General features: G+C 71.5%; 22 protein-coding genes and 5 tRNA genes. 9 read left to right on the top strand and 18 right to left on the bottom strand.

The features are described 5' to 3' along the window. Positions 1-10: 10 nt before the first annotated feature. Together ACWIGU_RS35695 and ACWIGU_RS35690 are read right to left on the bottom strand one after the other, a co-directional pair. A complete protein-coding gene (locus tag ACWIGU_RS35695) occupies positions 11-832 on the bottom strand; it encodes an aminotransferase class IV (RefSeq protein WP_454405821.1) in 822 nt (273 codons plus the stop codon). Beyond that, positions 829-1,884, bottom strand: a complete 1,056-nt coding sequence (locus tag ACWIGU_RS35690; RefSeq protein ID WP_454405819.1) for a chorismate-binding protein — start codon at positions 1,882-1,884, stop codon at positions 829-831. The genes ACWIGU_RS35695 and ACWIGU_RS35690 overlap by 4 nt, the downstream gene beginning before the upstream one ends. A 145-nt stretch (positions 1,885-2,029) precedes the next feature. On the opposite strand from ACWIGU_RS35690, the gene ACWIGU_RS35685 reads away from it, so the two are divergent. The 5 genes from ACWIGU_RS35685 to ACWIGU_RS35665 all read left to right on the top strand — a co-directional run bounded on the left by ACWIGU_RS35685 (position 2,030) and on the right by ACWIGU_RS35665 (position 2,510). Then, positions 2,030-2,102: transfer RNA gene (locus ACWIGU_RS35685), tRNA-Gly, on the top strand. Between the two features lie 37 nt (positions 2,103-2,139). Beyond that, positions 2,140-2,213, top strand: a tRNA-Cys gene (locus tag ACWIGU_RS35680). 1 nt (position 2,214) lies between these two features. After that, positions 2,215-2,286 (top strand) — tRNA-Val (locus tag ACWIGU_RS35675). 38 nt (positions 2,287-2,324) lie between these two features. Beyond that, a tRNA-Val gene (locus tag ACWIGU_RS35670) sits at positions 2,325-2,396 on the top strand. A gap of 42 nt (positions 2,397-2,438) precedes the next feature. Then, positions 2,439-2,510 (top strand) — tRNA-Val (locus ACWIGU_RS35665). Positions 2,511-2,564: 54 nt separating this feature from the next. Here the strand turns inward: ACWIGU_RS35665 and ACWIGU_RS35660 are convergent. The 4 genes from ACWIGU_RS35660 to ACWIGU_RS35645 all read right to left on the bottom strand — a co-directional run bounded on the left by ACWIGU_RS35660 (position 2,565) and on the right by ACWIGU_RS35645 (position 4,758). Further along, the gene (locus ACWIGU_RS35660) at positions 2,565-2,849 is read right to left on the bottom strand and encodes a TFIIB-type zinc ribbon-containing protein (protein ID WP_116503309.1); all 285 of its coding nucleotides are present in this window, start codon (positions 2,847-2,849) and stop codon (positions 2,565-2,567) included. A gap of 69 nt (positions 2,850-2,918) precedes the next feature. Continuing rightward, positions 2,919-3,866 carry a phosphotransferase family protein gene (locus ACWIGU_RS35655; RefSeq protein WP_454405818.1) on the bottom strand — a complete coding sequence of 316 codons (948 nt, stop codon included), beginning with the start codon at positions 3,864-3,866 and terminating at the stop codon, positions 2,919-2,921. 200 nt (positions 3,867-4,066) lie between these two features. After that, complete coding sequence (locus tag ACWIGU_RS35650; RefSeq protein WP_116503303.1) at positions 4,067-4,273, bottom strand: hypothetical protein; 207 nt, start codon at positions 4,271-4,273, stop codon at positions 4,067-4,069. 209 nt (positions 4,274-4,482) lie between these two features. Beyond that, positions 4,483-4,758 (bottom strand): hypothetical protein, encoded by a 276-nt coding sequence (locus ACWIGU_RS35645; RefSeq protein ID WP_266668466.1) that lies wholly within the window; start codon positions 4,756-4,758, stop codon positions 4,483-4,485. A gap of 196 nt (positions 4,759-4,954) precedes the next feature. Here ACWIGU_RS35645 and ACWIGU_RS35640 point away from each other — a divergent pair, with 196 nt between their 5' ends. Then, positions 4,955-6,220, top strand: coding sequence for a serine/threonine-protein kinase (locus ACWIGU_RS35640; RefSeq protein ID WP_454405817.1), 1,266 nt, complete (start codon positions 4,955-4,957; stop codon positions 6,218-6,220). 10 nt (positions 6,221-6,230) lie between these two features. On the opposite strand, the gene ACWIGU_RS35635 is transcribed toward ACWIGU_RS35640, so the two are convergent. From ACWIGU_RS35635 to ACWIGU_RS35595, 9 genes are all read right to left on the bottom strand, one after another. Beyond that, positions 6,231-7,058 (bottom strand): TrmH family RNA methyltransferase, encoded by an 828-nt coding sequence (locus ACWIGU_RS35635; protein WP_383093017.1) that lies wholly within the window; start codon positions 7,056-7,058, stop codon positions 6,231-6,233. Between the two features lie 88 nt (positions 7,059-7,146). Beyond that, positions 7,147-8,382, bottom strand: coding sequence for a uroporphyrinogen-III C-methyltransferase (cobA, locus tag ACWIGU_RS35630; protein ID WP_454405816.1), 1,236 nt, complete (start codon positions 8,380-8,382; stop codon positions 7,147-7,149). Between the two features lie 167 nt (positions 8,383-8,549). Beyond that, on the bottom strand, positions 8,550-12,023 hold the full coding sequence (cobT, locus tag ACWIGU_RS35625; protein ID WP_454405815.1) for a nicotinate-nucleotide--dimethylbenzimidazole phosphoribosyltransferase: 3,474 nt from the start codon (positions 12,021-12,023) through the stop codon (positions 8,550-8,552). A gap of 355 nt (positions 12,024-12,378) precedes the next feature. Next, on the bottom strand, positions 12,379-13,590 hold the full coding sequence (gene cbiE, locus ACWIGU_RS35620) for a precorrin-6y C5,15-methyltransferase (decarboxylating) subunit CbiE (RefSeq protein WP_454405814.1): 1,212 nt from the start codon (positions 13,588-13,590) through the stop codon (positions 12,379-12,381). Between the two features lie 80 nt (positions 13,591-13,670). Continuing rightward, positions 13,671-14,318, bottom strand: a complete 648-nt coding sequence (locus ACWIGU_RS35615) for a GNAT family N-acetyltransferase (RefSeq protein WP_454405813.1) — start codon at positions 14,316-14,318, stop codon at positions 13,671-13,673. Between the two features lie 130 nt (positions 14,319-14,448). Beyond that, positions 14,449-15,282 carry a MetQ/NlpA family ABC transporter substrate-binding protein gene (locus tag ACWIGU_RS35610; RefSeq protein ID WP_454405812.1) on the bottom strand — a complete coding sequence of 278 codons (834 nt, stop codon included), beginning with the start codon at positions 15,280-15,282 and terminating at the stop codon, positions 14,449-14,451. 22 nt (positions 15,283-15,304) lie between these two features. Next, positions 15,305-16,135, bottom strand: coding sequence for a MetQ/NlpA family ABC transporter substrate-binding protein (locus ACWIGU_RS35605; RefSeq protein WP_454405811.1), 831 nt, complete (start codon positions 16,133-16,135; stop codon positions 15,305-15,307). Between the two features lie 64 nt (positions 16,136-16,199). Further along, positions 16,200-16,952: a methionine ABC transporter permease gene (locus tag ACWIGU_RS35600; protein WP_356272356.1), complete on the bottom strand. Its 753-nt coding sequence runs from the start codon at positions 16,950-16,952 to the stop codon at positions 16,200-16,202. After that, positions 16,949-17,995, bottom strand: a complete 1,047-nt coding sequence (locus ACWIGU_RS35595) for a methionine ABC transporter ATP-binding protein (RefSeq protein WP_454405809.1) — start codon at positions 17,993-17,995, stop codon at positions 16,949-16,951. Before ACWIGU_RS35595 ends, ACWIGU_RS35600 begins: the two co-directional genes overlap by 4 nt. Before the next feature lie 576 nt (positions 17,996-18,571). On the opposite strand from ACWIGU_RS35595, the gene ACWIGU_RS35590 reads away from it, so the two are divergent. Further along, the gene (locus ACWIGU_RS35590) at positions 18,572-18,931 is read left to right on the top strand and encodes a hypothetical protein (protein WP_266668480.1); all 360 of its coding nucleotides are present in this window, start codon (positions 18,572-18,574) and stop codon (positions 18,929-18,931) included. A gap of 1 nt (position 18,932) precedes the next feature. After that, positions 18,933-19,364: a hypothetical protein gene (locus ACWIGU_RS35585; RefSeq protein ID WP_454405807.1), complete on the top strand. Its 432-nt coding sequence runs from the start codon at positions 18,933-18,935 to the stop codon at positions 19,362-19,364. A 30-nt stretch (positions 19,365-19,394) separates the two neighbouring features. Here the strand turns inward: ACWIGU_RS35585 and ACWIGU_RS35580 are convergent, their stop codons facing one another. The 3 genes from ACWIGU_RS35580 to ACWIGU_RS35570 all read right to left on the bottom strand — a co-directional run bounded on the left by ACWIGU_RS35580 (position 19,395) and on the right by ACWIGU_RS35570 (position 21,732). Continuing rightward, positions 19,395-19,892, bottom strand: a complete 498-nt coding sequence (locus ACWIGU_RS35580) for a GNAT family N-acetyltransferase (protein WP_454405806.1) — start codon at positions 19,890-19,892, stop codon at positions 19,395-19,397. Between the two features lie 37 nt (positions 19,893-19,929). After that, the gene (locus ACWIGU_RS35575; RefSeq protein ID WP_454405805.1) at positions 19,930-20,448 is read right to left on the bottom strand and encodes an RNA polymerase sigma factor; all 519 of its coding nucleotides are present in this window, start codon (positions 20,446-20,448) and stop codon (positions 19,930-19,932) included. A gap of 102 nt (positions 20,449-20,550) precedes the next feature. Beyond that, complete coding sequence (locus ACWIGU_RS35570; protein ID WP_454405804.1) at positions 20,551-21,732, bottom strand: glycerophosphodiester phosphodiesterase; 1,182 nt, start codon at positions 21,730-21,732, stop codon at positions 20,551-20,553. A 184-nt stretch (positions 21,733-21,916) separates the two neighbouring features. Between ACWIGU_RS35570 and ACWIGU_RS35565 the strand changes: the two genes are divergently transcribed. Beyond that, positions 21,917-22,690 carry a lysophospholipid acyltransferase family protein gene (locus tag ACWIGU_RS35565; protein WP_454405952.1) on the top strand — a complete coding sequence of 258 codons (774 nt, stop codon included), beginning with the start codon at positions 21,917-21,919 and terminating at the stop codon, positions 22,688-22,690. Positions 22,691-22,751 lie beyond the last annotated feature (61 nt).

Here is a 22,751-nt window from a genome sequence, read left to right as displayed (position 1 = left end):
GTCGCCCGGACTACGGATCGAGGTCGTCCGCCGCGCGCTCGTCGAAGACACGCATCGCCTTGGCGGTGACGGGCCCGGGCGCGCCCGGCAGCTCGCGTCCGTCGACCCGGTGCACGCCCTGCACATCGCGCAGCGTGGACGTCAGGAAGATCTCGTCGGCGCGCTCCAGCACGTCCAGCGGCAGATCGGTCTCCTTGGCGCCGGTCCACTCGACGGCCAGCGCGCGCGTGATGCCCGCCAGACAGCCGGAGGCGACCGGCGGGGTGTGGATCTCGCCGTCGAGGACGACGAAGACGTTCGACCCCGTGCCCTCGCAGAGCTGCCCCACCGTGTTGGCGAACAGCGCCTCGGAGGCGCCCTGTTCGCGCGCGCGGGCGAGCGCGACGACGTTCTCCGCGTACGAGGTGGTCTTGAGGCCGGTGAGCGCGCCGCGTTCGTTGCGCGTCCACGGGACCGTGACCGTGGCGGTGGAGTCGGGACGCCGGACGGCCTCTCCGAGCGCGACCACCAGCGTCGTCCCGTGCTCACCGCGGTCGGACCCCAGCGGGGAGAGCCCTCCGGTGTACGTGATCCGCAGCCGGCCGAGCGGCATCGGGTTGGCCTCGAGGACGGCGTCGCAGGCCCTGCGCACCTCGTCGAGATCGGGCTCGGCCAGACCGAGACCGCGCGCGGAGCGGGCGAGCCGCTCGAGGTGGCGGGTCAGCGCGAACGGCTTCCCGTCGACCGACTTCACGGTCTCGAAAATCCCGTCGCCCACGGTCAGGCCGTGGTCGAACACCGAGACACGGGCGGCCTCGGGTTCCTGCAGTGCGCCGTCGAGCCAGATCTTCACGTAGGGATCCCTTCGCTGTCCTCGTACGTACCCGACGCTACCGCCAGCAGCCGGGAAGCCTTCAGTTCGGTCTCCCGCCACTCACCTTCGGGGTCGGAGCCCCAGGTGATGCCGGCGCCGGTGCCGAACCGCAGGACGCCCTCGGCCCGGTCGGCCCAGAACGTGCGGATGCCGACGGCCAGCTCGCCGGTGCCCCGGTCGGCGTCGACCCAGCCGATGCCGCCGCAGTACGGGCCGCGGGGCGCCGTCTCCAAGGCATCGATGATGCGCAGGGCGCTGGACTTGGGCGCTCCGGTGACGGAGCCGGGCGGGAACGCGGCGTCGAGCAGGTCGCGCCAGCCGGCACCTTCGCGCAGTTCCCCGCGGACGGCGGAGACCAGGTGGACGAGGCCCGGGTGCTTCTCGACCACACACAGCTCCGGGACGGTCACGGAACCGGTCGCGCAGACGCGACCGAGATCGTTGCGGACCAGGTCCACGATCATCACGTTCTCCGCGTAGTCCTTCTCCAGAAGGTCCGCCTCGGTGCGGCCCGTGCCCTTGATCGGCCCGGACTCGACGGTCCGCCCGGTACGGCTCAGGAAGAGCTCGGGGGACGCGGTGGCTATCTCCACGCCGTGCGCGGGCAGGCGGATGGTCCCCGCGTAGGGGGCCGGGTTGCCGCGCGCGAGGAGCGCCGTGAGGGCGTCCACGTCCGCGCCCGGGGGAAGGGGCGCGGACAGGACGCGGCAGAGGTTGGCCTGGTAGACGTCACCGGCAGCGATACGGGTGCGGATCCTGCGGACGCCCTCGGTGTACGCGGCCCGGTCGAGGGACGTCGTCCAGTCACCGGCCGCGGGCCCCTGCCAGGCGCCGGGGACCGGAGCGGGCACGGGCTCCTCCCGCACGGAGTCGAAGCGGGCGCACACCAGACGGCCCTCGAAGTCGGCGGAGACGGCCCAGAAGCCGGTGGAGTCCAGGGCCTCGGGATCGCTGGTCACGTCGCGCAACTCGGTCGCTACGAGACCGCCGAAGCGGGCCAGAGGGGGCAGGTCGTGAGGGAAGTCGCGCACGTCTTCGAGTCTATGGCGGGTGTCCCCCGCGTGACCTGGGGCGGTCGCACCGCAGCACGCTGCGCAAACGCGTTTTTGTACTGGCCCGGGAATCCGCTAGAGTTCAACACGTCGCCGGGACGCGCAAGCGAAACGGAAACGACAAGCGGACGTAGCTCAGTTGGTAGAGCGCAACCTTGCCAAGGTTGAGGTCGCCAGTTCGAACCTGGTCGTCCGCTCAGGAAGTGGGGGATCTTCCCGAACCCCCACACTCCTGGTGGAGTGGCCGAGAGGCGAGGCAACGGCCTGCAAAGCCGTCTACACGGGTTCAAATCCCGTCTCCACCTCCATGCGCGATTAGCTCAGCGGGAGAGCGCTTCCCTGACACGGAAGAGGTCACTGGTTCAATCCCAGTATCGCGCACTGGATCTTCGGACTCCGGTTCGTATCAGATCCGTCCCGCGCGATTAGCTCAGCGGGAGAGCGCTTCCCTGACACGGAAGAGGTCACTGGTTCAATCCCAGTATCGCGCACGCAGTACGACTCACGGGTCCTGATACAGTCTGGCCCGTCCCGCGCGATTAGCTCAGCGGGAGAGCGCTTCCCTGACACGGAAGAGGTCACTGGTTCAATCCCAGTATCGCGCACAGTCAAGAAGCCCCCAGCCTTTCGGCCGGGGGCTTCTTCATGTGCCGGGCGGCTCAGGAGGAGAAGAGCATCCGGCCGAAGCCGCCCTTGTGGTGGCCGTGGTGACCGTGGTGCCCGCCGTGGTGCGGGGCACCCCAGGCCGGGGCCGGGGCCGACGGGTACGCCTGCGGGGCCGGAGGCGCCGGCGGCACCTGCTGCTGCCACTGGGACTCGAGCCGGGTCAGGGACTCCAGCTCGCCGTAGTCGAGGAATATCCCCCGGCAGCCGCTGCACTGCTCGATCTGGACGCCATTGCGGTTGTACGTGTGCATCGGTGCGTGACACTTGGGGCACTGCATGGTCGGCTCAACTCCTCGCCGTTCGGCACTTCTTCGCCGGAACACTTCCCGGCATCGGTCCGTTGCACCCTACTTCGCGGCGCCGTGTGCCAACTCGGCCCGTACCGCTGCCATTCGGTCGCAGGCGTCGACCAACGCCTCCTCGGCCTCGTCGAGGACGCGGCCGGCCGCGGCTGCCTTGGCCACGGCGAGGGCCGCGGTCTGGACGGTGAGGGCGCGGGCCGGGGCGTCCAGAGCGGGCCAGGGGTCGCCTTGGAGCGACGGAGCGCCGCCCGCCTCCTGGTACGCGGTGAGGAACCTCGTCCACTCCTGTGCCGGAAGCAGGCCGCACGCGAACCACGCGGCGGGGCGCGCGAGGTCCCAGGCCGGGTCTCCGGTGCCGAGGTCGTCGACGTCGATCAATAGCCAGGGGCCGGTGCCGGCGGGGCGGCGGACGAGCTGGCCGAGGTGCAGGTCTCCGTGGCACAGGGCCGACGCGTGCCCGCCGGGGGTCTCTGCGCGGGCCCAGGGCGGCAGGCCCGACCAGGCGCGCAGGATCGGGGCGGAGGCCGGGTGAGGGCCGGCGGCCAGGAGTCGCGCGACGGCGAGGGCCGCCTTGACCGGGCCGCGCATCGGCGGGAGCGGGCCCGGGAGTTCCGCCACGGGCACCGCGTGGAGGCGGGCCAGGAGCGTGGCCGCGTCCTCCCACGGCGCGTGTTCAGGGGCGTCGGGGTCCACGGGGCTGCCGTGCGGCCAGAACGTGACGAGCCGTTCGTGCAGATCCGCCGCGACCGGCGTGAGCGGCGGGAGCAGGACGTCGGGGAGCGCGGCCGCCGCCGCGAGGCGGGCGTTGAGCTCGGCGGGGTCCGTGCCCGGGGCGTGGGCCTTGGCGACGATGTCTCCGTGGCGGACGACCGTCCCGTCCGCGCGGTCGGCGAGTACGGCCCCTGGTGCCGGGCAGGCGCAGGGCCCCGGCGTGCGGTGCGCCGCGCCGCGTGCCGTGGCGGTGAGTGCGGACAGCAGGACGGGTGCGGTCATCGGTGGTTCCCCCCGGGTGGTGTCACCGCGAGCGTACGCAGCATCCGGCCGGTGGGACTCACCGGTACGCGGGCAGAACAATGGCCGCGCAGCTCCCCAGCTGCGCGGCCATCATGTGCCGTCCGCCGCACCCCCGTCCCCACGGGGTTTCATGGCCGGATGTCCCCGCCCGGACCGCTCTTCCGGGCCTGGGGCGCCGCTCAGCGCCCCAGCATCACGCCCACGGACGACGCTTGTGTGACCACCGCTTCCCAGCCGCCGAAAACGACTACGAGCAGGGCCGCCAGGGGAAGAACCATGGCCGTCGCCACCAAGGGGTGACGGCGCTCGGAACGACGGCCGCCGAACGCGGCGAATGCCCTGCGTCCCTGCGTGCGGACCATTGTCCGCGGTGCCGTGTCCGCCATGGTTCCTCTCCCGGTCAAGATCTTCGGTTTGGCAGCGGCGGGTACCTGACCTCGGGGGACGAGTGCTTGCACCCGCCGCTTGACCTCAAATCTAGGCGTGTCAGGAGCCACGGTCGTCATGCCCTCGTACCGATTGCCGGGCCTCCCGGAGGATGACCGCCGCCGTCTCGCCTACTCCCCAGGGTGGAGAAGAGGACCTAGGTCGCGGTCTAGGTCTCGGGGTCTTCCCGGAGGGGACGCCCGGCGCGGGCCGCCGCCTCCGAGGGCTCCTCCCTGGGTACCGGCTGCTCGACCAGGGCGAGCACCCGGGTCGCCATGAATCGCGCCGTACGCACGACAGAGCCGGAGCGGGTGACTTCGCTCACTTCCACCACGCCCCTGCGGACCGCCGTCTCGACCCGGCGGCCCGCCCGGCTCGCCACCACCTCGTACGTGCGCGTCGTGTCCCCCGCGTCCACGACTATCTCCACTCGGTCACCCTTCACAGGCCCAATCCCCCTTCAACGACGGATGGTTGGCGACCAGGGCAGCCGCGGGCCGCACCGCTCCCGCTTTCCCTGACCACCTCTCAAGTTTCCCACCGGGCACTGACAATCGATCGGATCGCGAGGGCGCGGCCTATGCGCGCACCCGGCCGCGGAAACGTAAGCTGTCGCTCGTCAAACGGACCGGGCAGCGGGGATGGACATGGCGATGATGCGCCTGAGGCGCGAGGACCCGCGTGTCGTCGGCTCGTTCAGGATTCACCGGCGGCTCGGCGCGGGCGGGATGGGCGTCGTCTATCTGGGCTCCGACCGCCGTGGCCAGCGAGTGGCGTTGAAGGTGATCCGGCCCGATCTGGCGGAGGACCAGGAGTTCAGGTCGCGCTTCGCGCGTGAGGTCTCCGCGGCCCGCAGGATCAGGGGCGGCTGCACGGCCCGCCTGGTCGCGGCCGATCTCGACACGGACAAGCCGTGGTTCGCCACCCAGTACGTTCCCGGGCCCTCGTTGCACGACAAGGTCGCGGAGGAGGGGCCGCTGGCCGCCTCCGACGTGGCCTCGGTCGGTGCGGCGCTCTCCGAGGGGCTCGTCGCCGTGCACGAGGCGGGCGTCGTGCACCGCGACCTCAAGCCGTCGAACATCCTGCTGTCGCCCAAGGGCCCGCGCATCATCGACTTCGGCATCGCCTGGGCGACCGGCGCCTCCACGCTCACCCACGTCGGGACGGCGGTCGGCTCCCCCGGGTTCCTCGCTCCCGAGCAGGTGCGGGGCGCGGCCGTCACGCCCGCCACGGACGTCTTCGCGCTCGGCGCCACCCTCGCGTACGCCGCGATGGCCGACTCGCCCTTCGGGCACGGCAGTTCCGAAGTGATGCTCTACCGGGTCGTGCACGAGGAGGCCCAGCTGCACGGCGTACCGGACGCGTTGTCCCCGCTGATCCGGGCGTGCCTGGCCAAGGACCCCGGGGAGCGGCCCAGCACGCTTCAACTGTCGCTGCGGCTCAAGGAGATCGCGGCGCGCGAGGCGCATGGCCTCGGCGACGCCAGGCCGCCCGGCCCGCGCGCCGACACCGACCGGCCCACGGGCCGGCTCACCGAGCAGTACACGGAGCAGCGCACGCAGCGCCGGGCACCGCAGGGCACTCCCCCGCCGCGGCCGAGCAACGGCTCCTCACGGACCGGCAGCAACACGCGCCCGGGTACGCCCCGCAACACGACGCGTTCGGGCTCGCGCCCCGCGCCCCGCAGCAACGGCGGGCGGCAGGGGCCGCGTACGACGGGGACCGGGAAGCGCCGGCCCGCCAATCCGCGGCTGCTGCGCCAGCGGTTGTTCGTGTTCGTGGTGGTGACGCTGCTCGTGGCACTGGGGATCGCGGCGGCGCAGGGCTGCCAGGGGCCGTCGCGCGGGCTCGGTGAGCCGCGCGACGGCGTGCACGCGCAGGAGACCCTGCCCCGTCCCTACCTCTGAGGTTGCGAGGTCAGGACTGGGGGCGGCCGGTGGCCACCGCGTAGAACGCGACGGCGGCCGCCGCTCCCACGTTGAGCGAGTCGACGCCGTGGGCCATCGGGATGCGGACCCATTCGTCGGCGGCGACCAGGGCCTGGGTGGAGAGGCCGTCGCCCTCGGCGCCGAGCATCAGGGCCACGCGGTCCATCTTGTGGGGGGCCGCCTCGTCGAGGCTCTTCGCCTTCTCGTCGGGGGTGAGCGCGAGCAGGCTGAAGCCCGCCTCGCGCACCGACTCCAGGGACTTGGGCCAGGATTCGAGGCGCGCGTACGGGACGGAGAAGACCGCGCCCATGGAGACCTTCACCGAGCGGCGGTAGAGCGGGTCGGCGCAGTCCGGGGAGAGCAGGACCGCATCCATGCCGAGCGCTGCCGCGCTGCGGAAGATGGCGCCGATGTTCGTGTGGTCGTTCACCGCTTCCATGACGACGACGCGGCGCTGCGTGGCGAGGAGTTCGCCGGCGGTCGGGAGCGGCTTGCGCTGCATCGAGGCGAGGGCGCCGCGGTGCACGTGGTAGCCGGTGACGCGTTCGGCGAGGTCCGGGCTCACGGCGTAGACCGGGGCCGGGACCTCGTCGATGACGTCGCGCATGACGTCGACCCACTTGGCCGAGAGCAGCATGGACCGCATCTCGTACCCGGCCTGCTTGGCCCGTCTGATCACCTTCTCGCCCTCGGCGATGAACAGGCCCTCGGCGGGCTCGCGCCTGCGGCGGAGCTCGACGTCGGTCAGGCCCGTGTAGTCGCGCAGGCGCGGGTCGTCGGGATCTTCGATGGTGATGAGACCTTGAGCTTCAGCCACAGGTTGATACTGCCTTGTCCTGGGTGCGGTGCCAACGGCTCGGAGCGAGTTCTGTTACCGCTGGTTACGTGTGGGGGTTCGTGACGGGTCACGCGGTGTGCTGCGGGCCCACCGCGACGACGTCGCCGATGACGATGACGGCCGGGGGCCGCACCTCGTGCGTGCGGACGGCGTCCTCGACCGTCTCCAGGGTCGCGTCCACGCGGCGCTGGGCGGCCGTGGTGCCCTCCTGGACCAGGGCGACCGGCGTCTGCGCGGACTTGCCGTGCGCGATGAGGGTCTCGGCGATCCTGCCGATCTTGTCGACGCCCATCAGGACGACGAGGGTGCCGCGCAGCTGGGCGAGGGCGGGCCAGTCGACGAGCGAGCGCTCGTCGTCGGGCGCGACATGACCGCTGACCACGGTGAACTCATGGGCGACGCCGCGGTGGGTGACCGGGATGCCGGCCGCGCCGGGGACGGAGATCGAGCTGGAGATGCCGGGGACGACCGTGTACGGGATGCCCTCGGCCTCCAGCGCGATGGCCTCTTCCATGCCGCGGCCGAAGACGTACGGGTCGCCGCCCTTGAGGCGTACGACGGCCTTGCCCTGCTTGGCGTGCTCGATGAGCGCGTTGTTGATGGCCTCCTGGGCCATGTAGCGGCCGTACGGGATCTTCGCCGCGTCGATCACCTCGACGTGCGGCGGGAGTTCGTCGAGCAGGTCGCGGGGGCCGAGCCGGTCCGCGATGACGACGTCCGCCTCGGCGAGGAGGCGACGGCCGCGGACCGTGATCAGGTCGGGGTCGCCGGGTCCGCCGCCGACCAGGGAGACGCCGGTGGTGCGCTTGCGGTGGTGCGGGGCGACGAGCGTGCCGTCACGCAGTCCCTCGACGATCGCGTCGCGCACGGCCGCCGTGTGGCGGGGGTCGCGGCCGGCGGCGTCGGTGGTCAGGACGGCGACCGTGACGCCTTCGGAGCGGCCGGTCGCCGGTGTCCAGGCGGTGGCCGCGTCGGCGTCGTCGGAGCGGACGCACCAGACGCGGTGGCGCTCGGCCTCGGCGGAGGCCGCCTCGTTCGCGGTGCGGTCGCCGGTGGCGATGAGGGCGTACCAGGCGTCGGCGAGGTCTCCGTCCGCGTACGGGCGCCGCGACCAGGTGAGTTCACCGCCGTCCGCCATGGCCTCCACCGAGGGCGTCGCGGTGGGCGAGACCAGGTGGATGTCGGCGCCCGCCGCGATGAGGGCCGGGAGGCGGCGCTGGGCTACCTGGCCGCCACCGAGTACGACTACGCGGCGGCCGGTGAGACGGAGGCCTACGGGGTACGCGGGGTGTTCTGCGGCCATGGGCGTGCGGCTCCTCGTGCGGGTGGTGCGTGTGACGGGTGATGCCTGTACGGGGCTCGCTTCGGCGCTGGAGCGGCCCTTTGACGTGCGGGTTCAGCGTACGGGGCGGGCGGGACCCCTGTCCCGGCCCGCCCCTGCGGCCACGAGGGCTGCCGCCCCCGGCCCTGCTACTTCTCCGTGACGCCCGCCGAGTCGAACGTCGCCACCTCGTGCATGGCACGGGCCGCGCTCTGGACGATCGGCAGGGCGAGGAGTGCTCCCGTGCCCTCGCCGAGGCGGAGGTCCAGGTCGACGAGGGGGCGCAGACCCAGCTTGTTCAGGGCCGCCACATGGCCGGGCTCCGCGCTGCGGTGGCCCGCGATGCAGGCCGCGAGGACCTCGGGGGCGATGGCGCGGGCGACCAGGGCGGCCGCTCCGGCGCTGACGCCGTCCAGGATCACCGGGGTCCGCAGCGACGCGCCGCCCAGGAGGAGGCCGACCATCGCCGCGTGCTCCAGGCCGCCGACCGCGGCGAGGACGCCGATCGGGTCGGCCGGGTCCGGCTGGTGGAGGTCGAGCGCGCGGCGGACGACCTCGACCTTGCGGGCGTGGGTCTCGTCGTTGATGCCCGTGCCGCGGCCTGTCACCTCGGACGGGTCGACGCCCGTGTAGACCGAGATCATGGCGGCCGACGCGGTGGTGTTGGCGATGCCCATCTCGCCGGTGAGGAGCGCCTTGTTGCCGGCCGCGACGAGGTCGCGGGCCGTCTCGATGCCGACCTCGATGGCCGCCTTGACGTCTTCGCGGCTCAGGGCGGGGCCCGTGGTCATGTCGGACGTGCCGGCACGGACCTTGCGGGGCAGCAGGCCCGGGGTGGCCGGGAGTTCGCTCGCCACGCCCACGTCGATGACGCAGACCTCGGCGCCGACCTGGTTCGCGAACGCGTTGCAGACCGCGCCGCCGCCCAGGAAGTTGGCGACCATCTGGGCCGTGACCTCCTGCGGCCACGGGGTGACGCCCTGGGCGTGCACGCCGTGGTCACCCGCGAAGATCGCGACGGCCGCGGGCTCCGGGATCGGGGGCGGGCACATCCGGGACAGGCCGGAGAGCTGGGCAGAGATGATCTCCAGCATGCCGAGCGCACCGGCGGGCTTCGTCATCCGCTTCTGCCGCTCCCACGCCTCGCCGAGCGCCTTGGCGTCCAGCGGGCGGATGTTGGAGACGGTCTCGGCGAGCAGGTCGTGCGGGTCCTCGCCGGGCAGGGCGCGGCGGCCGTACGTCTCCTCGTGGACGACCCACGACAGCGGGCGGCGCTTGGACCAGCCGGCCTGCATCAGCTCGGGCTCGTCCGGGAACTCGTCGACGTAGCCCACGCAGAGGTAGGCGACGACCTCGAGGTGGTCGGGCAGGCCGAGGGTGCGGACCATCTCGCGCTCGTCGAAGAAGCTGACCCAGCCGACGCCGAGGCCCTCGGCGCGGGCCGCGAGCCACAGGTTCTCGACCGCGAGCGCGGAAGAGTACGGGGCCATCTGCGGCTGCGTGTGGCGGCCGAGCGTGTGGCGGCCGCCGCGCGTCGGGTCGGCGGTGACGACGATGTTCACCGGGGTGTCGAGGATGGCCTCGATCTTCAGTTCCTTGAACTGCTTCGCGCGGCCCTTGGGCAGGGACTTGGCGTACGCGTCCTTCTGGCGCATGGCCAGTTCGTGCATCGTGCGCCGGGTCTCCGCGGAGCGGATGACGACGAAGTCCCAGGGCTGCGAGTGGCCGACGGACGGCGCCGTGTGGGCGGCCTCCAGGACGCGGAGCAGCACGTCGTGCGGGATCGGGTCGCTGCGGAAGCCGTTACGGATGTCGCGGCGCTCGCGCATGACGCGCAGGACGGCCTCGCGCTCGGCCTCGTCGTAGCCGGGAGCGGCCGGGCCCGCGAGGTCGTCGGCCGGGGCCGGCAGCGTCTCGGGGGCCTCGTCCGCCATGTCCTGGACGGCGGGCTCGGGTTCGCGGGGGGCGGGGACGAGGGCTTCCGGCTCAGCCTCCACGACCGCCTGCTCCGCCTCGGCGGTGACGGGCTCGGCGGCTTCGGGAGCGGTCTCGCGCTCCGCCGCGTCCGCCTCGGCCGGGGCGGGGGTCTCGGCGACGGCCTCGGGGAGTACGGGCAAGGGCTCGGCGGGCGCCTCGGGCACCTCGGGCACCTCAGCGGTCCCGGAGAGCTCGGTGGCCTCGGGGGTCGCAGCGGCCTCGTGCGTCGGCTGCGGCTCGTTCATCGCGTGCGCTTCGTTCATCGCGTGCGCCGCGTCGTTCGTCGCGTGCGCTTCGTGTGTCTCGGGTACCACGTGGACTTCGTGTGCTTCTTGCTCTTGGGGGACCTGGTCCGCGGCGGGTGTTTCGGGGGTCTCCTCGATGAGGACGGGGGCCGGGGCGGCGGGCGCCGCCGGTGCGGGCTGCTCGGCCGCGGGCTCGGGCAGCGGCGGCACGACCATGTGCTGCGGCGGCGTCGGCGCCAGGTGCGGCGTGGTGGGGATGTTCCCCTCTACGGGCACGAACTGGCCGAGCGGCTGCGGCGGCTGGTCCGCCGGACCCTCGGCGGGTGCCTCCGGGAAGTGCCGGCCCTGGCCCGCCTCGGGCGCCATGGCGAACTGGCCGGAGTGCGGGTCGACTGGCAGCTCACCGGGGTGCGCGGCCATCTGCTGCTGCCCCGCATAGGCACCCACCGGCTCGGGCTGCACCGCGAACTGCGCGCCCTCGGGGCCCTGCGCGACCGGCGCGAACTGCACGCCGTTCGGAGCGGAGGAGTAGTCGACGGCGTACTCGGCCGGCGCGGCCTGCTCCTCGGCGAACAGGCCACCGTCGGGAGCCGCGGCGTACACCGGCACCTCTTCGGGAACGGCGGACTCCGGGGCCGGGGCCGCCAAGGCCTCCGGCGTCAGCTCAGCCGGCTCGGCCTGCGCGGCATGCACGTCCTGCGGATGCTGCGGCGCCTGGGCGAACACGGGGGCGTCGCCGACGGTCTGCTGCGTCGGGGCGGCCGGTGCGACAGGAGTGGCGTCCGGGACGACCGTTTCTGCTGCGGCCTCTGGTGCGAGCTCCTGCGCGACCTCCGCGGCGGGCGCCTCGAAGACCTGCTGCGGCTCCTGTGCGTCCCAGGCAGGGGCGCCACCCGGCGGGATCTCGCCGAGCTGCGGCGCCGGGGCGCCCGTCTCGTCGCGCGGGATGTCGAGGTACTCGGGCTCCGTGGCGGGCGGGCCCGCCTGACGTACCGGCATGGGGTGCGGCGGTGTGTGCGCGGGGCCGCGGTCGGCGAGCGAGCGGACGGGGCTGCCCGTGCCGTCCGGCACCGGCGGGCCCATGTGCAGCGGGCGACGCGCGGGCCCGGGGTGCGGGGCGGGCGAGGGCCCCGGCACCCGGACGCCGTTCAGGTCGACCTGGCCGCTGTCCCGGCCCGCCGTCTCGTGCGGGCCCGGCTCGTGCGGGGCGGGCATCGGGGCGGCCTGCGGCTCGCCCCAGGCGCCCTGCGAACCCGGCATCAGCAGCAGATCGTCGTCTTCGGTGGGGGTTTCGGAGGGGTCGAGGAAGGTGTACGCACCCGGGGCGGGGACGCCCGGCTGTTCCACCGTGCCTGCGTTCTCCGGCAGCCCCTCGCCCGGAACCTGGCCGGTGTCGGTCATGCGTACCCCTCGCCCATCGGTTAGTGCTTCTTCGGCAGCCCCCGGCCTTCGGCCGGGGATGCGACCCCAGTGACCGGAGCGGCGCACCGACCGCCCGTCATGAAGAACGAGCGTGAGTGCCGTGCGGCACGAGCCGGCTGAGGACAACAGGTATTGTCCCGGTCGGCCGGCTGCCACCGCACCTGGATCGGGCACGGCCCGCTGTGGACTGCGCCACGTTGCGCGTCCTCCGGTCCTGCCGTACCACACGCGCCCCAAAAGTGGCGCGTTTTCCGGACATTGACCGACGGAATGCCGGACGTCCGGGTGCAGTACAACGATCGGCCAGCCTACCGCGCGCCCCGGAGCGACGGGGTCACGGGTTGCGGTCGGGCAACTCCCCGGAGAGCAGGAACCCCACGGTCCGCTCCTTCTCGGTCCAGGCACGAGTGTCCAGCTCGACGGACTGCAGCAGCGAGCACTCGACCCGGTAGCCGTGCTCCGTCAGGTCCCTGCCGATGAGTTCGGCGGCATCGCGTGTCGCGGCGTGCGTCACGATGCGCTCGGGACGCCGGTCCGCGACGGCGGAGACGACGGCCGCTCCCTCGCCCCCGATGCGAACGACATCGGGTTCGGGCAGGTCTTCGAGGATGTGGGGCGCCGTGCCGTGCACGATCTGCGGCTGCACGCCGAAGCGGCGGGCGGTGGCGAGGGTGCGGGCGCAGGCGTCGGGGTCGCGGTCGACGGCGATGACGGCGGCGCCGAAGCGGGCGGCCTCCGCGGTGAAGGCTCCGCTGCCGCAGCCGATGTCCCAGACGAGGTCGCCCACGCGCGGTCCGGTGCGGGCGAGTTGAGCCGCGCGCAAGGGCTCGGTCTCGCCCTCGCCGAGGCCGCCGCCGTACGCTGCGGCGGGAAGGGCCCAGCCGCGCAGGCCGGCCGAGGGGGCGCCTGCGGCGAGCCAGGCGCTTTCGCCGGACGGGGTCGTGGGGCCGCCGATGACGATGACGACGTTCGGGTCACGCCAGGTGTGATCGGCTGCCTTGTCGCTGGTCACGACGGTGACCCGCTCGCGGTCGGTGCCGAGTTCCTCGCAGATGACGAACGTGCGGTGGACGCCTTCGAGGAGCAGTCCGAGCTCGGCGGGGCCGGCTCCGGGCGAGGTGAGGACGGCGACCTTCGGGTGGGCGCGGCAGACGTTGACGGCGCGGCGCAGGGTGCGGCGGTGGGCGACGACGACCTGGGCGTCGTCCCAGGGCATGCCGGCGCGGGCGAACGCCTGGGCCACGGAGGAGACGGCGGGGACCACTTCGACCTCGAGGCCGAACTCGCGCGCGCGCAGCGTGCGTACGACGCCGAAGAAGCCGGGGTCTCCGTCGGCGAGGACGACGGCGGTGCCGCGGTGGGCGGCGATGCGGCGGGCGGCGAGCGCCACGCTGCCGAGCCTGATCCGCTCGGCGCGGCCCGGCACCTCGGGAAGCGCGAGGTGGTGGCCCGCGCCCGCCACGAGGGTGGCGGCGCCGAGCGCGGAGCGTGCCGCCGCGGTCAGGGGCGAGCCGTCCCAGCCGATCACCGTGACCCGGTCGGCCATCGTGTCAGTCTCCTGGGGGTTCTTGCGGGTCGAACGGGCTCGGTGAGCGTACCTGGTGTACCTGGGTGCGACCTTGGGGGTCAGTTCCAGTCCGAGAAGGACGTGTATCCACTGGTTTCGGCGAACTCGTCGGAGACGCCGTCGAGGTCCTCGGGCAGCAGGCTCCACACGATGAAGTCGGTCCGCAGGTCCTCCCAGCCGCCGTCCTCGGTACGGGTGCGCGCTATGCACGCGTTGCGCAGGACGCCCTCGCTGATGCAGCCGATCTTCTGGGCGACCTGCTGGGAGGCGGTGTTGTCGGCCGCGGTGCGCAGCTCAAGGCGCTCGAGGCCCTGCTCGCGGAAGAGCCAGCGGGCGGTGGCGAGCGCCGCCTCGGACGCGTAGCCCTCGCCGCGGGCCCAGGGCGCGATGATGTAGGACAGCTCGGTGGAGCCCACGTGCCAGTTCGTCTTGCCGAGCTGGACGATGCCGACCAGGCGCTGGGTGAGGAACTCGGTGACGGCCAGGTCGAGGCCGCGGCCGGCGATGCGCTCGGTGGGGGCGTACCGGGTGATCCAGGTGCGGGCCTGGTCCTCGGTGAAGGGCTGGGGCACGGAGGTCCAGGCGGCGACCATCTCGTCGTTCATCATCTCGGCGAGGGCGGGGGCGTCGTCCTCCTCGAGGGCGCGCAGCACCAGCCGGTCCGTGCTGATGGAGATGTCCGGGAAGCCCCGAGTACCAGTAGTCATGGCGCCGCTCCGTAACCTTCATGGCCTGGTGAAGTGCCCAGCATGCAGCATGAAGGCACATAACTGCACCACGGGGTCCTCTCCCGGTGCGGAAGAGGACCCCGTGCGGGTGCGGTGGCTGCGGGTGGTGTCAGCCGGCGGTGACCGGAAGCACCGAGCCCTGGTACCTGTCCTCGATGAACTTCTTCACCTCGGGTGAAGTCAGCAGCGTGGCAAGCTTCTTGACCCGGGGGTCGTCCTCGTTGCCCTTCTTGACGGCGAGGACGTTGTTGTACGGGTTGCCCTTCACGGACTCCAGGAGGATGGCGTCCTTCTTGGGGCTCAACTTCGCGTCGAGCGCGTAGTTGTTGTTGATGACGGCCGCGTCGACGTCGGCCAACGAGCGTGGCAACTGGGCCGGTTCGAGCTCCTTGAAGACGAGCTTCTTCGGGTTGGACGCGATGTCCTGCGGGCTCGCGTTCGCGCCCGCGCCCTTCTTGAGCCCGATGACGCCCTTGGAGGCGAGGAGTTCGAGGGCCCTGCCCTCGTTGGTGGTGTCGTTCGGCAGTGCCACGGTCGCTCCGCTGCGGAGCTTCGTGACGTCGTCGACCTTCTTGGAGTAGACACCCATGGGCGGCAGGTACACCTCGGTGACCGCGCTCAAGGTGGTGCCCTTGGACTTGTTGAAGTCGTCCAGGTAGGGCTTGTGCTGGTACAGGTTGGCGTCGAGGGAGCCGTCCTGGAGAGAGGTGTCCGGCAGGACGTAGTCCGTGAACTCCTTGATCTCCAGATCGAGTCCGGCCTTCTTCGCCAGGTGCTGCTGTACGTACGCGAGGACTTCGCCGGCCGGGGTCGGGGTGGCGCCGACGACGAGCTTGCCGCTCCTGTCGCCGGAGCCGGACCCCGAGTCGCCGGACCCGCAGGCCGTCAGGCCGAGCGCGAGGGCTCCGGCGATGACGGCGGCGGGAATCGTGATGGTGCGCATCAGTAGGTACTCGTGTCCCGGATCAGAAGGAGGGGAGCACGGAGCCCTTGTACTTGTCCTCGATGAACTTCTTCACCTCGGGCGACGTCAGCAGCTTCGCGAGCTTCTTCACGCGCGGGTCGTTCTCGTTGCCCTTCTTCACGGCGAGGACGTTGTTGTACGCGTTGTTCTTCGTGGACTCCAGGGCGAGGGCGTCCTTGGCCGGCTTGAGGTTCGCACCGATCGCGTAGTTGCCGTTGATCACCGCGGCGTCGACGTCCTGCAGGGAGCGCGGGGTCTGGGCCGCCTCGACCTCCTTGAACTGGAGGCCCTTCGGGTTCTTCGCGATGTCCTGCGGGGTCGCGGTGGCCTCGGAGCCGCTCTTGAGGGTGATGAGCTTGTTGGCGGCGAGGAAGCGCAGGGCGCGGCTCTCGTTGTCGGCGTCGTTCGGAAGGGCGATGGTGCCGCCCTTCTTCAGGTCGTCGAGCTTCTTGGCCTTCTGGGAGTAGAGGCCGAGCGGCTCGAGGTGGACCGTGGCGACCGACTCGAGGTGCGTGGCGTTCTTCTTGTTGAAGTCTTCCAGGTACGGCTGGGTCTGGAAGTAGTTGGCGTCCACCGACCCGTCCTCGGTCGCCTTGTTCGGCGTGACGTAGTCGGTGAACTCCTTGACCTCGAGGTTGAGGCCGGCCTTCTTCGCCAGGTTGTCCTTCACGTACTCGAGGATCTCGGCGTGCGGGACGGGCGTCGCGGCGACGACCAGCGGGTCGGACGCCTTGGCCTTCGTGTCGCCCTTGTCGGAGCCGCAGGCGGTCAGGCCCAGGGTGAGGGCGCCGGTGGCGAGGACAGCAGCGGTGATCTTGGTGGTGTTACGCACGAAAAGTGCCTTTCTCCATGGGTGGTGCAACCCGCCGGGTGGGACGGGGAGACAGGGACAGCGGTCAGCGGGTCTTGGCCGGGGCGGCGTCCGCGGTGACGGGGCCGCCGGGCAGCAGGCCCGTGAAGGCGCGGAAGCGGAGCGGTTCGCCGCCCTTGCCCGCGCGGCGGTGCAGGACGCGGGCTCCGCTGTCGCCCGCGAACTGGATGACGGCGATGGTGACGGCGAGGATCGCCACGATGATCCACATCAGCTCGGCCTCGAAGCGCTGGTAGCCGTAGCGGATCGCGAGGTCGCCGAGGCCGCCCGCGCCGACCGTGCCGGCCATCGCGGAGTAGCCGATGATCGCGATGATCGTCGTGGTGGTGGCCGAGATCAGCGACGGCAGCGACTCGGGCACGAGGACCTTGCGGACCACGGTCCAGGTGTTGCCGCCCATCGACTGCACGGCCTCGATCAGACCGCCGTCCACCTCCCGTACGGAGGTCTCGACGAGCCGCGCGAAGAACGGGATGGCGCCGATCGCCAGCGGCACGATGGCGGCCTCGCGGCCGATGGTGGTGCCGACGATCCAGCGGGTGAAGCCCATCAGGGCGACCATCAGGATGAGGAAGGGCATCGAGCGGACGATGTTCACGATCTGCCCGATGACCTTGTTCACCACGGCGTTCTGCAGCAGGCCGCCGCGGTCCGTGAGGACCAGCAGGACGCCGAGGGGCAGGCCCGCGACGACGGCGATCAGCGTGGACCAGCCGACCATGTAGAGGGTGTCCCAACATGCCTGGGACAGCAGCGGCTGCATCTCCGACCAGGTCACTTGGTGACACCTTCCTTCAGCAGTACGGGCGCGCCGCCCTGATGTCCGTGGATCTCGACCTGGAGGCCCTGCTCGCGCAGGAAGCCGATCGGCACGACGTTCTCGTCGAAGCGGCCGGGCAGCTCGATACGCATGCGGCCGACCTGCTTGCCGGCGACGGTGTCCATCGCGGCGCCGAGGATCGAGATGTCGATGTTGTACGTACGCGCCATCTGGGAGATGACCGGCTGGGTCGCCGACTCGCCGTGGAAGGTGACGTCGACGACCGTGCGGTCCGAACCGCTGGCGTCGCCGCTCACCGGGAAGAGCGCGGCGGCGAGCTCGGATCCCGCGGTGGCGAGGAGCTCACTGACCGTGCCGGACTCGACGATCTGCCCGCGCTCCATGAGAGCGGCGGAGTCGCAGACCGTCTTGACGACGTCCATCTCATGCGTGATGAGCAGGACGGTGAGGCCGAGCTGCTGGTTGAGGTCGCGCAGGAGCTGGAGGATGGAGCGGGTGGTCTCGGGGTCGAGGGCGCTGGTGGCCTCGTCGGAGAGCAGCACCTTCGGGTCGCCGGCCAGGGCGCGGGCGATGCCGACGCGCTGCTTCTGGCCGCCGGAGAGCTGGGCCGGGTAGGACTTGGCCTTGTCGGCGAGGCCGACCAGGTCGAGCAGTTCCAGCGCCTTGCGGGACCGTTCCTTCCCCGACTTGCCGAGGATTTCGAGCGGCAGCTCGATGTTGTCCTGGACGGTGCGCGAGGACAGCAGGTTGAAGTGCTGGAAGACCATGCCGATACGGCTGCGTGCCTCGCGCAGCTCCTTGCCGGCGCGGGAGCCGCGGCCGACGAGGGCGGTGAGGTCCTGACCGGCGACCGTCACGGTGCCGGAGGTGGGACGCTCCAGGAGGTTGACGCAGCGGATGAGCGAGGACTTGCCGGCGCCGGACTGGCCGATGACGCCGTACACCTCGCCCTCGCGGACGTGCAGATCGACGCCGTCGAGGGCGGTGACCTCTCGACCGCGCGAGCGGTAGACCTTGGTGAGGCCCTGGGTGGTGATCACGTGGGATTCCGTCACTGTCGATTGCGCGGCGCGGGTGAGCGCCTGCGGCGGGCATTCATGGTCGGGATCGGCCTGGACGCAGCACGGTTCTCGCTGTGGCGGTGGAACCTGGGGGAGACTGTGCGCGGGGCGGCCCGGTCACGTACGGCGTAAGTACGTACTGGGCACGGCGTTTCGCTTCGGGGCGCGAAAACTGGGGTTCCCCCTGCTCGAGCGAAGCCGAGACCATGGGGGAGGTGCGGGGGCCCTCAGAAGGCGCACATTCGACACATACAACGAGCACCGGGCGTCATCGTCGCCTCGGTCGCAAGGGTGCGGCTGCTCGTCGTGGTCATGCGAAAAGTAAAGCAGAAGTGCGCCGCGATCCCCGAACCGCTGTCCGAATAGCGGACAGCCCTGGACAGTGCCTGCCCCGGCCCGAGCCGCACCTGGTGCCCCGTGCGGCCAGTGCGGACAGGGGCAGGAGCTGGTTCCCGCCCTCGTACGGGCCGGGCCCGGCACCCGGCTCGCTGTGGCCAACGCCACGGTGGCGGGGCCGCGCGCGGCGGGCCTTTTCGGCCGTAATAGGGTCTCGGCATGCTTGATGCCCTGACGGTCGCGACCGCTGTTGCCGCGCTCGCGCTCGCCGCCTGGTGCGGCTTCGCCGCCTACCGCGACCAGCCGACCAAGGACTGGCACTTCATCGGCATGGCGGTGGTGTCGCTGCTCGCCACGGTCCAGCTGATCGTCGGCATCGTGCAACTGGCACGCGGCGAGAAGCCCGACCAGGGCACGACGATCTTCGTGGCCTACCTGATCGGCGCGTTCGCGTGCATCCCGGCGGCCGGCTTCATGTCGCTCGCCGAGCGCACCCGCTGGGGTTCGGTGACGGTGGCGGCCGGCGGCATCGTGCTGGCCGTCCTGCAAGTGCGGCTCTACGACATCTGGGGAGGCTGAGGTGTCCGTGACCTCACAGAGCGGGACCGGCGGCAAGCCGCAGAAACTGACCAGCGGCCCCGGCACCCTGCTGGTGTGGCTGTACGGCGTGATGGTGGTCGGCGCGGTCTCGCGCTCGGCCGTCCAGATCTCCACGGAGTTCGGCCACGCGCCGCTCGCCTACTCGCTGTCGGCGCTCGCGGGCATCGTGTACGGCTTCATCACGTACTCGCTCGTGCGCGGCGGGGAGAAGGCCCGCAAGGCGGCGCTGGTGTGCTGCGCCGCCGAGCTCCTGGGCGTACTGACCGTGGGGACCTGGACGCTGGCGGACCCGTCGGCGTTCCCGGACGCCACGGTCTGGTCGGACTACGGCATGGGCTATCTGTTCATTCCGGTACTGCTCCCGGTGACCGCGATGTTCTGGCTCAACAAGGCGCGCCGGGCTACGCGCTAGCGCCTGCCGACAGGAAGCGGGCGACAGCAACTAGGCGACGAAGGCGCCCGCTTCCGCCTCCTTGGCGAGCGTCACCACCGTGAGCCGCTCGTCGACGCGCTTCGTGGACACGGCCACGTAGCCGTGCTTCCGGTAGAGCCGCAGGTTGTGCTCGCTGCGGTGGCCGGTGAACAGCTGGAAGCGCTTGGCGGCGCCGTCGACGCCGAGCTTCGCCTCGACGGCGTCGAGGAGCCGCCCGCCCAGGCCGTGGCGCTGCATGCGCGGGTGCACGACGAGCTTGCCTATCCGGGCCGTGCCGTCCTCGTCCACGGCGCCCCGCACCGCGGCCACGACTTCCTCCCCGAGCCGGGCCACCAGGACCGTGCCGCTCGCGAGTTCGGCCCTGACCGAGGCGAGCGGTTCCGTGAGCGGTTCGATGGAGTAGTCGCCGTAGAGCTCGGCCTCGCTCTGGTAGCACAGGTACTGAAGTTTGAGGATCTTCTCGGCGTCCTGCTCGGTCGCCGCAGAGATGATCACGCTCATGCCCATGTGTGCATGCCTCCCGCTCACCTGCTCCGCCGGTTGTCTATCGCTCCTTTCCCCAGGGTTCAGGAGCCGCAACCTCTGCTGCCAGCATTCTGCGCAGGCATCCCAGACATCTGGAACGTTCCGGACCGAGGCTGCCCTGTGAGATACCCAACTCCCCTGCGATCTCGCGGTAGGTGAGGTCCTGCGGTGACAGGAAGGCGGCCACGACGCGGGGGCAGCGCCCGGGCAGTCTGCGCACGGCGGCGTGCAGCGCGCGGTGGCGGTCGCCGGCCAGCGCCCGCTGTTCCGGGCCGTGTTCGAAGTCGTCGGCGGGCTCCGTGACGTACGCGATCTCGCGCAGCGCGGCGTGGCGGGTGCGGCGCGCCTCGGATCTGACGGCGGCGGTGAGCCAGGCCGCGGGGTCGGCGGGCGGGCCGTCGGTGTCGATGCGCTCCAGCAGGCGCAGCCAGACGGCCTGTTCGAGGTCGCCGGGTTCGCCCGCGTCGGCGTGGGCCTCCGCCGAGACCTCGGCGGCGATGAGCGGGCGCAGGGTGTCGATGACCGGGTCGTACGTCATGCCGGGCGGGACGCGGCCGCCCGGGCGTGTGGTTGCCGGGGCGGCCGCGCGTCACCCCGACCGGGGCCGGGGTGCCCGGTGTTGACGGTGCGCTGAGGGAGGTCAGGCCTTCAGGAAGTCCTCGCGGGCGAGGAGCGCCGTGTCGCAGTTGTCCGAGAAGATGCCGTCGATACCGGTGGCCAGATAGGCCTTGAAGGCGCCGAACGCGTCGCCGTAGGCGTTCGGGTCGGTGCCCTTCTTGAAGTCGGCCGGCAGGAAGGTGTTCTCGTTGCGCATCGTGTACGGGTGCAGGATCAGGCCCGCCGCGTGCGCGTCCTTGACGAGCGTGGTGGGCGCGAGGAGCTTGCCGTCCTTGTCCTTGGGGATGACGAGGTCGAGCGTGGGGCCGATGCCCTGGGCGTACGAGGCGATCTCGTCGAGGCCCTTGGGGGTGATGAGGTCGGCGACGGTGCGCGGGTCCCCGGCGTCGACGAAGTCCCAGGGGCGGGAGTTCGCGGTCGACAGGAGCACGACGAGCGGGTTGTCGACCAGCTTGTTCAGGCGCTGGATGCTGGTCGGCTCGAAGGACTGGAGGAAGACGGGCGAATTCTTCCTGTTCACGCCGTACTTGCGCAGGAGCGTGGCGACGCGCTCCTCAAGGCCGAGGCCGAGCTTGCGGAAGTAGGTGGGGTGCTTGGTCTCGACATGGATCCACACCTCCTTGCCGCGCTCGCGGCTCTGCTGCTCCCGCCACTCGAGGACCTCTTCGAAGGTGGGGATCTCCCAGCGGCCGTCGTAGAGGGTGTTGCGCTGGCGGTTGGCCGGGATGCGCTCCTTGGCACGCAGGGTCTTCAGCTCGGCGAGCGTGAAGTCCTCGGTGAACCAGCCGGTGGTGGCGACCCCGTCGAGGCTCTTGGTGGTCTTGCGGCCGGCGAACTCGGGGTGCGCGGAGACGTCGGTCGTCCCGCCGATTTCCGGCTCGTGACGGCATACGAGATGACCGTCCTTGGTGGGCACGAGGTCGCCCGCCTCGATGACGTGCGCACCCATGTCCAGGGCCAGCTGGTACGAGCCGAAGGTGTGCTCCGGGCGGTAGCCGCTCGTACCGCGGTGGGCGATGACGGTGGGCACAGGCAGGCTCTTGTAGCCGCCACCGCCGTGATGTCCGCCACTGCCCCGCTCGTCGGCGCTCGCCGCGCCGGGCGCGCCCAGGACGGCTCCGCCCGCGCCGAGCACCGCCGCGCCCAGTACCGAACGGCGGCCGATCTGCGACCCCCGGGACTCCTGTGACTTCCGCATCCCCATTGAGCATTCCTCCCACATCGCTGCCTTGCACCTGTCAAAGCGCACCGATCGTAGGTGTGCGGGAGTGTCCGGTGGGAGACCTTGGGCCGAACGGAAGGGTGATGCGGGGTGACTCCTGCGCGCCGCGTGACGGCCAACGGAGCGTAAATAAGGGTCAACACTGCGTATCGAGTGCGTGAACCCGATGTGCAACGGGCGGGGGGCCGCGAGTATCGTCCTCACCTGCACAGACTTCAGCTCATCCAGCCACGGCTCAGGCCGCCACCCCTTGACACCGGAGGGCCCGTTGTCCCGTTTCGCGTTCATCAAGGCAGTGCTCTCACCGATCATGCGCCTGATGTTCCGCCCCCGGGTGGAGGGCGCCGAGAACATCCCGGGCACGGGTCCTGTCATTCTCGCGGGCAACCACCTGACCTTCATCGACTCGATCGTGCTGCCGATCGTGTGTGACCGTCAGGTCCTGTTCATCGGCAAGGACGAGTACGTCACCGGCAAGGGCCTCAAGGGCCGTGTCATGGCGTGGTTCTTCACCGGCGTCGGCATGATCCCGGTCGACCGCGACGGCGCCAACGGCGGTGTCGCGGCGCTCATGACCGGCCGCCGGGTCCTGGAGGAGGGCCAGGTCTTCGGCATCTACCCCGAGGGCACCCGCTCCCCCGACGGCCGGCTCTACCGCGGCCGCACCGGCATCGCCCGGCTGACCCTGATGACGGGCGCGCCCGTCGTCCCGTTCGCGATGATCGGCACGGACAAGCTCCAGCCGGGCGGCAGCGGCCTCCCGCGGCCCGGCCGCGTCACGGTCCGCTTCGGCGAGCCGATGGAGTTCTCGCGCTACGACGGCATGGGCCGCGACCGCTATGTGCTGCGCGCCGTGACGGACTCGGTGATGGCGGAGGTCATGCGCCTGTCCGGCCAGGAGTACGTGGACATGTACGCGACCAAGGCGAAGGCCGCCTGAGCCGGTAGCACTTGAGCGTCACGAGGGGCCGCACCCGGTGGGTGCGGCCCTTCGTCATGCG

Source organism: Streptomyces sp. NPDC055400 (assembly GCF_053644375.1).
Note: the sequence above shows the minus strand (reverse complement) of the source record. Positions and strands in the feature narration are given on the sequence as shown.

What these genes read in the sequence shown, in the direction of transcription:
- ACWIGU_RS35660 (WP_116503309.1), bottom strand. Translation starts at nt 2,849, where the DNA reads ATGCAGTGCCCCAAGTGTCACGCACCGATGCACACGTACAACCGCAAT.
- ACWIGU_RS35655 (WP_454405818.1), bottom strand. Translation starts at nt 3,866, where the DNA reads ATGACCGCACCCGTCCTGCTGTCCGCACTCACCGCCACGGCACGCGGC.
- ACWIGU_RS35650 (WP_116503303.1), bottom strand. Translation starts at nt 4,273, where the DNA reads ATGGCGGACACGGCACCGCGGACAATGGTCCGCACGCAGGGACGCAGG.
- ACWIGU_RS35640 (WP_454405817.1), top strand. Translation starts at nt 4,955, where the DNA reads ATGGACATGGCGATGATGCGCCTGAGGCGCGAGGACCCGCGTGTCGTC.
- cobA (WP_454405816.1), bottom strand. Translation starts at nt 8,382, where the DNA reads ATGGCCGCAGAACACCCCGCGTACCCCGTAGGCCTCCGTCTCACCGGC.
- cobT (WP_454405815.1), bottom strand. Translation starts at nt 12,023, where the DNA reads ATGACCGACACCGGCCAGGTTCCGGGCGAGGGGCTGCCGGAGAACGCA.
- cbiE (WP_454405814.1), bottom strand. Translation starts at nt 13,590, where the DNA reads ATGGCCGACCGGGTCACGGTGATCGGCTGGGACGGCTCGCCCCTGACC.
- ACWIGU_RS35615 (WP_454405813.1), bottom strand. Translation starts at nt 14,318, where the DNA reads ATGACTACTGGTACTCGGGGCTTCCCGGACATCTCCATCAGCACGGAC.
- ACWIGU_RS35610 (WP_454405812.1), bottom strand. Translation starts at nt 15,282, where the DNA reads ATGCGCACCATCACGATTCCCGCCGCCGTCATCGCCGGAGCCCTCGCG.
- ACWIGU_RS35590 (WP_266668480.1), top strand. Translation starts at nt 18,572, where the DNA reads ATGCTTGATGCCCTGACGGTCGCGACCGCTGTTGCCGCGCTCGCGCTC.
- ACWIGU_RS35580 (WP_454405806.1), bottom strand. Translation starts at nt 19,892, where the DNA reads ATGGGCATGAGCGTGATCATCTCTGCGGCGACCGAGCAGGACGCCGAG.
- ACWIGU_RS35575 (WP_454405805.1), bottom strand. Translation starts at nt 20,448, where the DNA reads ATGACGTACGACCCGGTCATCGACACCCTGCGCCCGCTCATCGCCGCC.
- ACWIGU_RS35570 (WP_454405804.1), bottom strand. Translation starts at nt 21,732, where the DNA reads ATGGGGATGCGGAAGTCACAGGAGTCCCGGGGGTCGCAGATCGGCCGC.
- ACWIGU_RS35565 (WP_454405952.1), top strand. Translation starts at nt 21,917, where the DNA reads ATGTGCAACGGGCGGGGGGCCGCGAGTATCGTCCTCACCTGCACAGAC.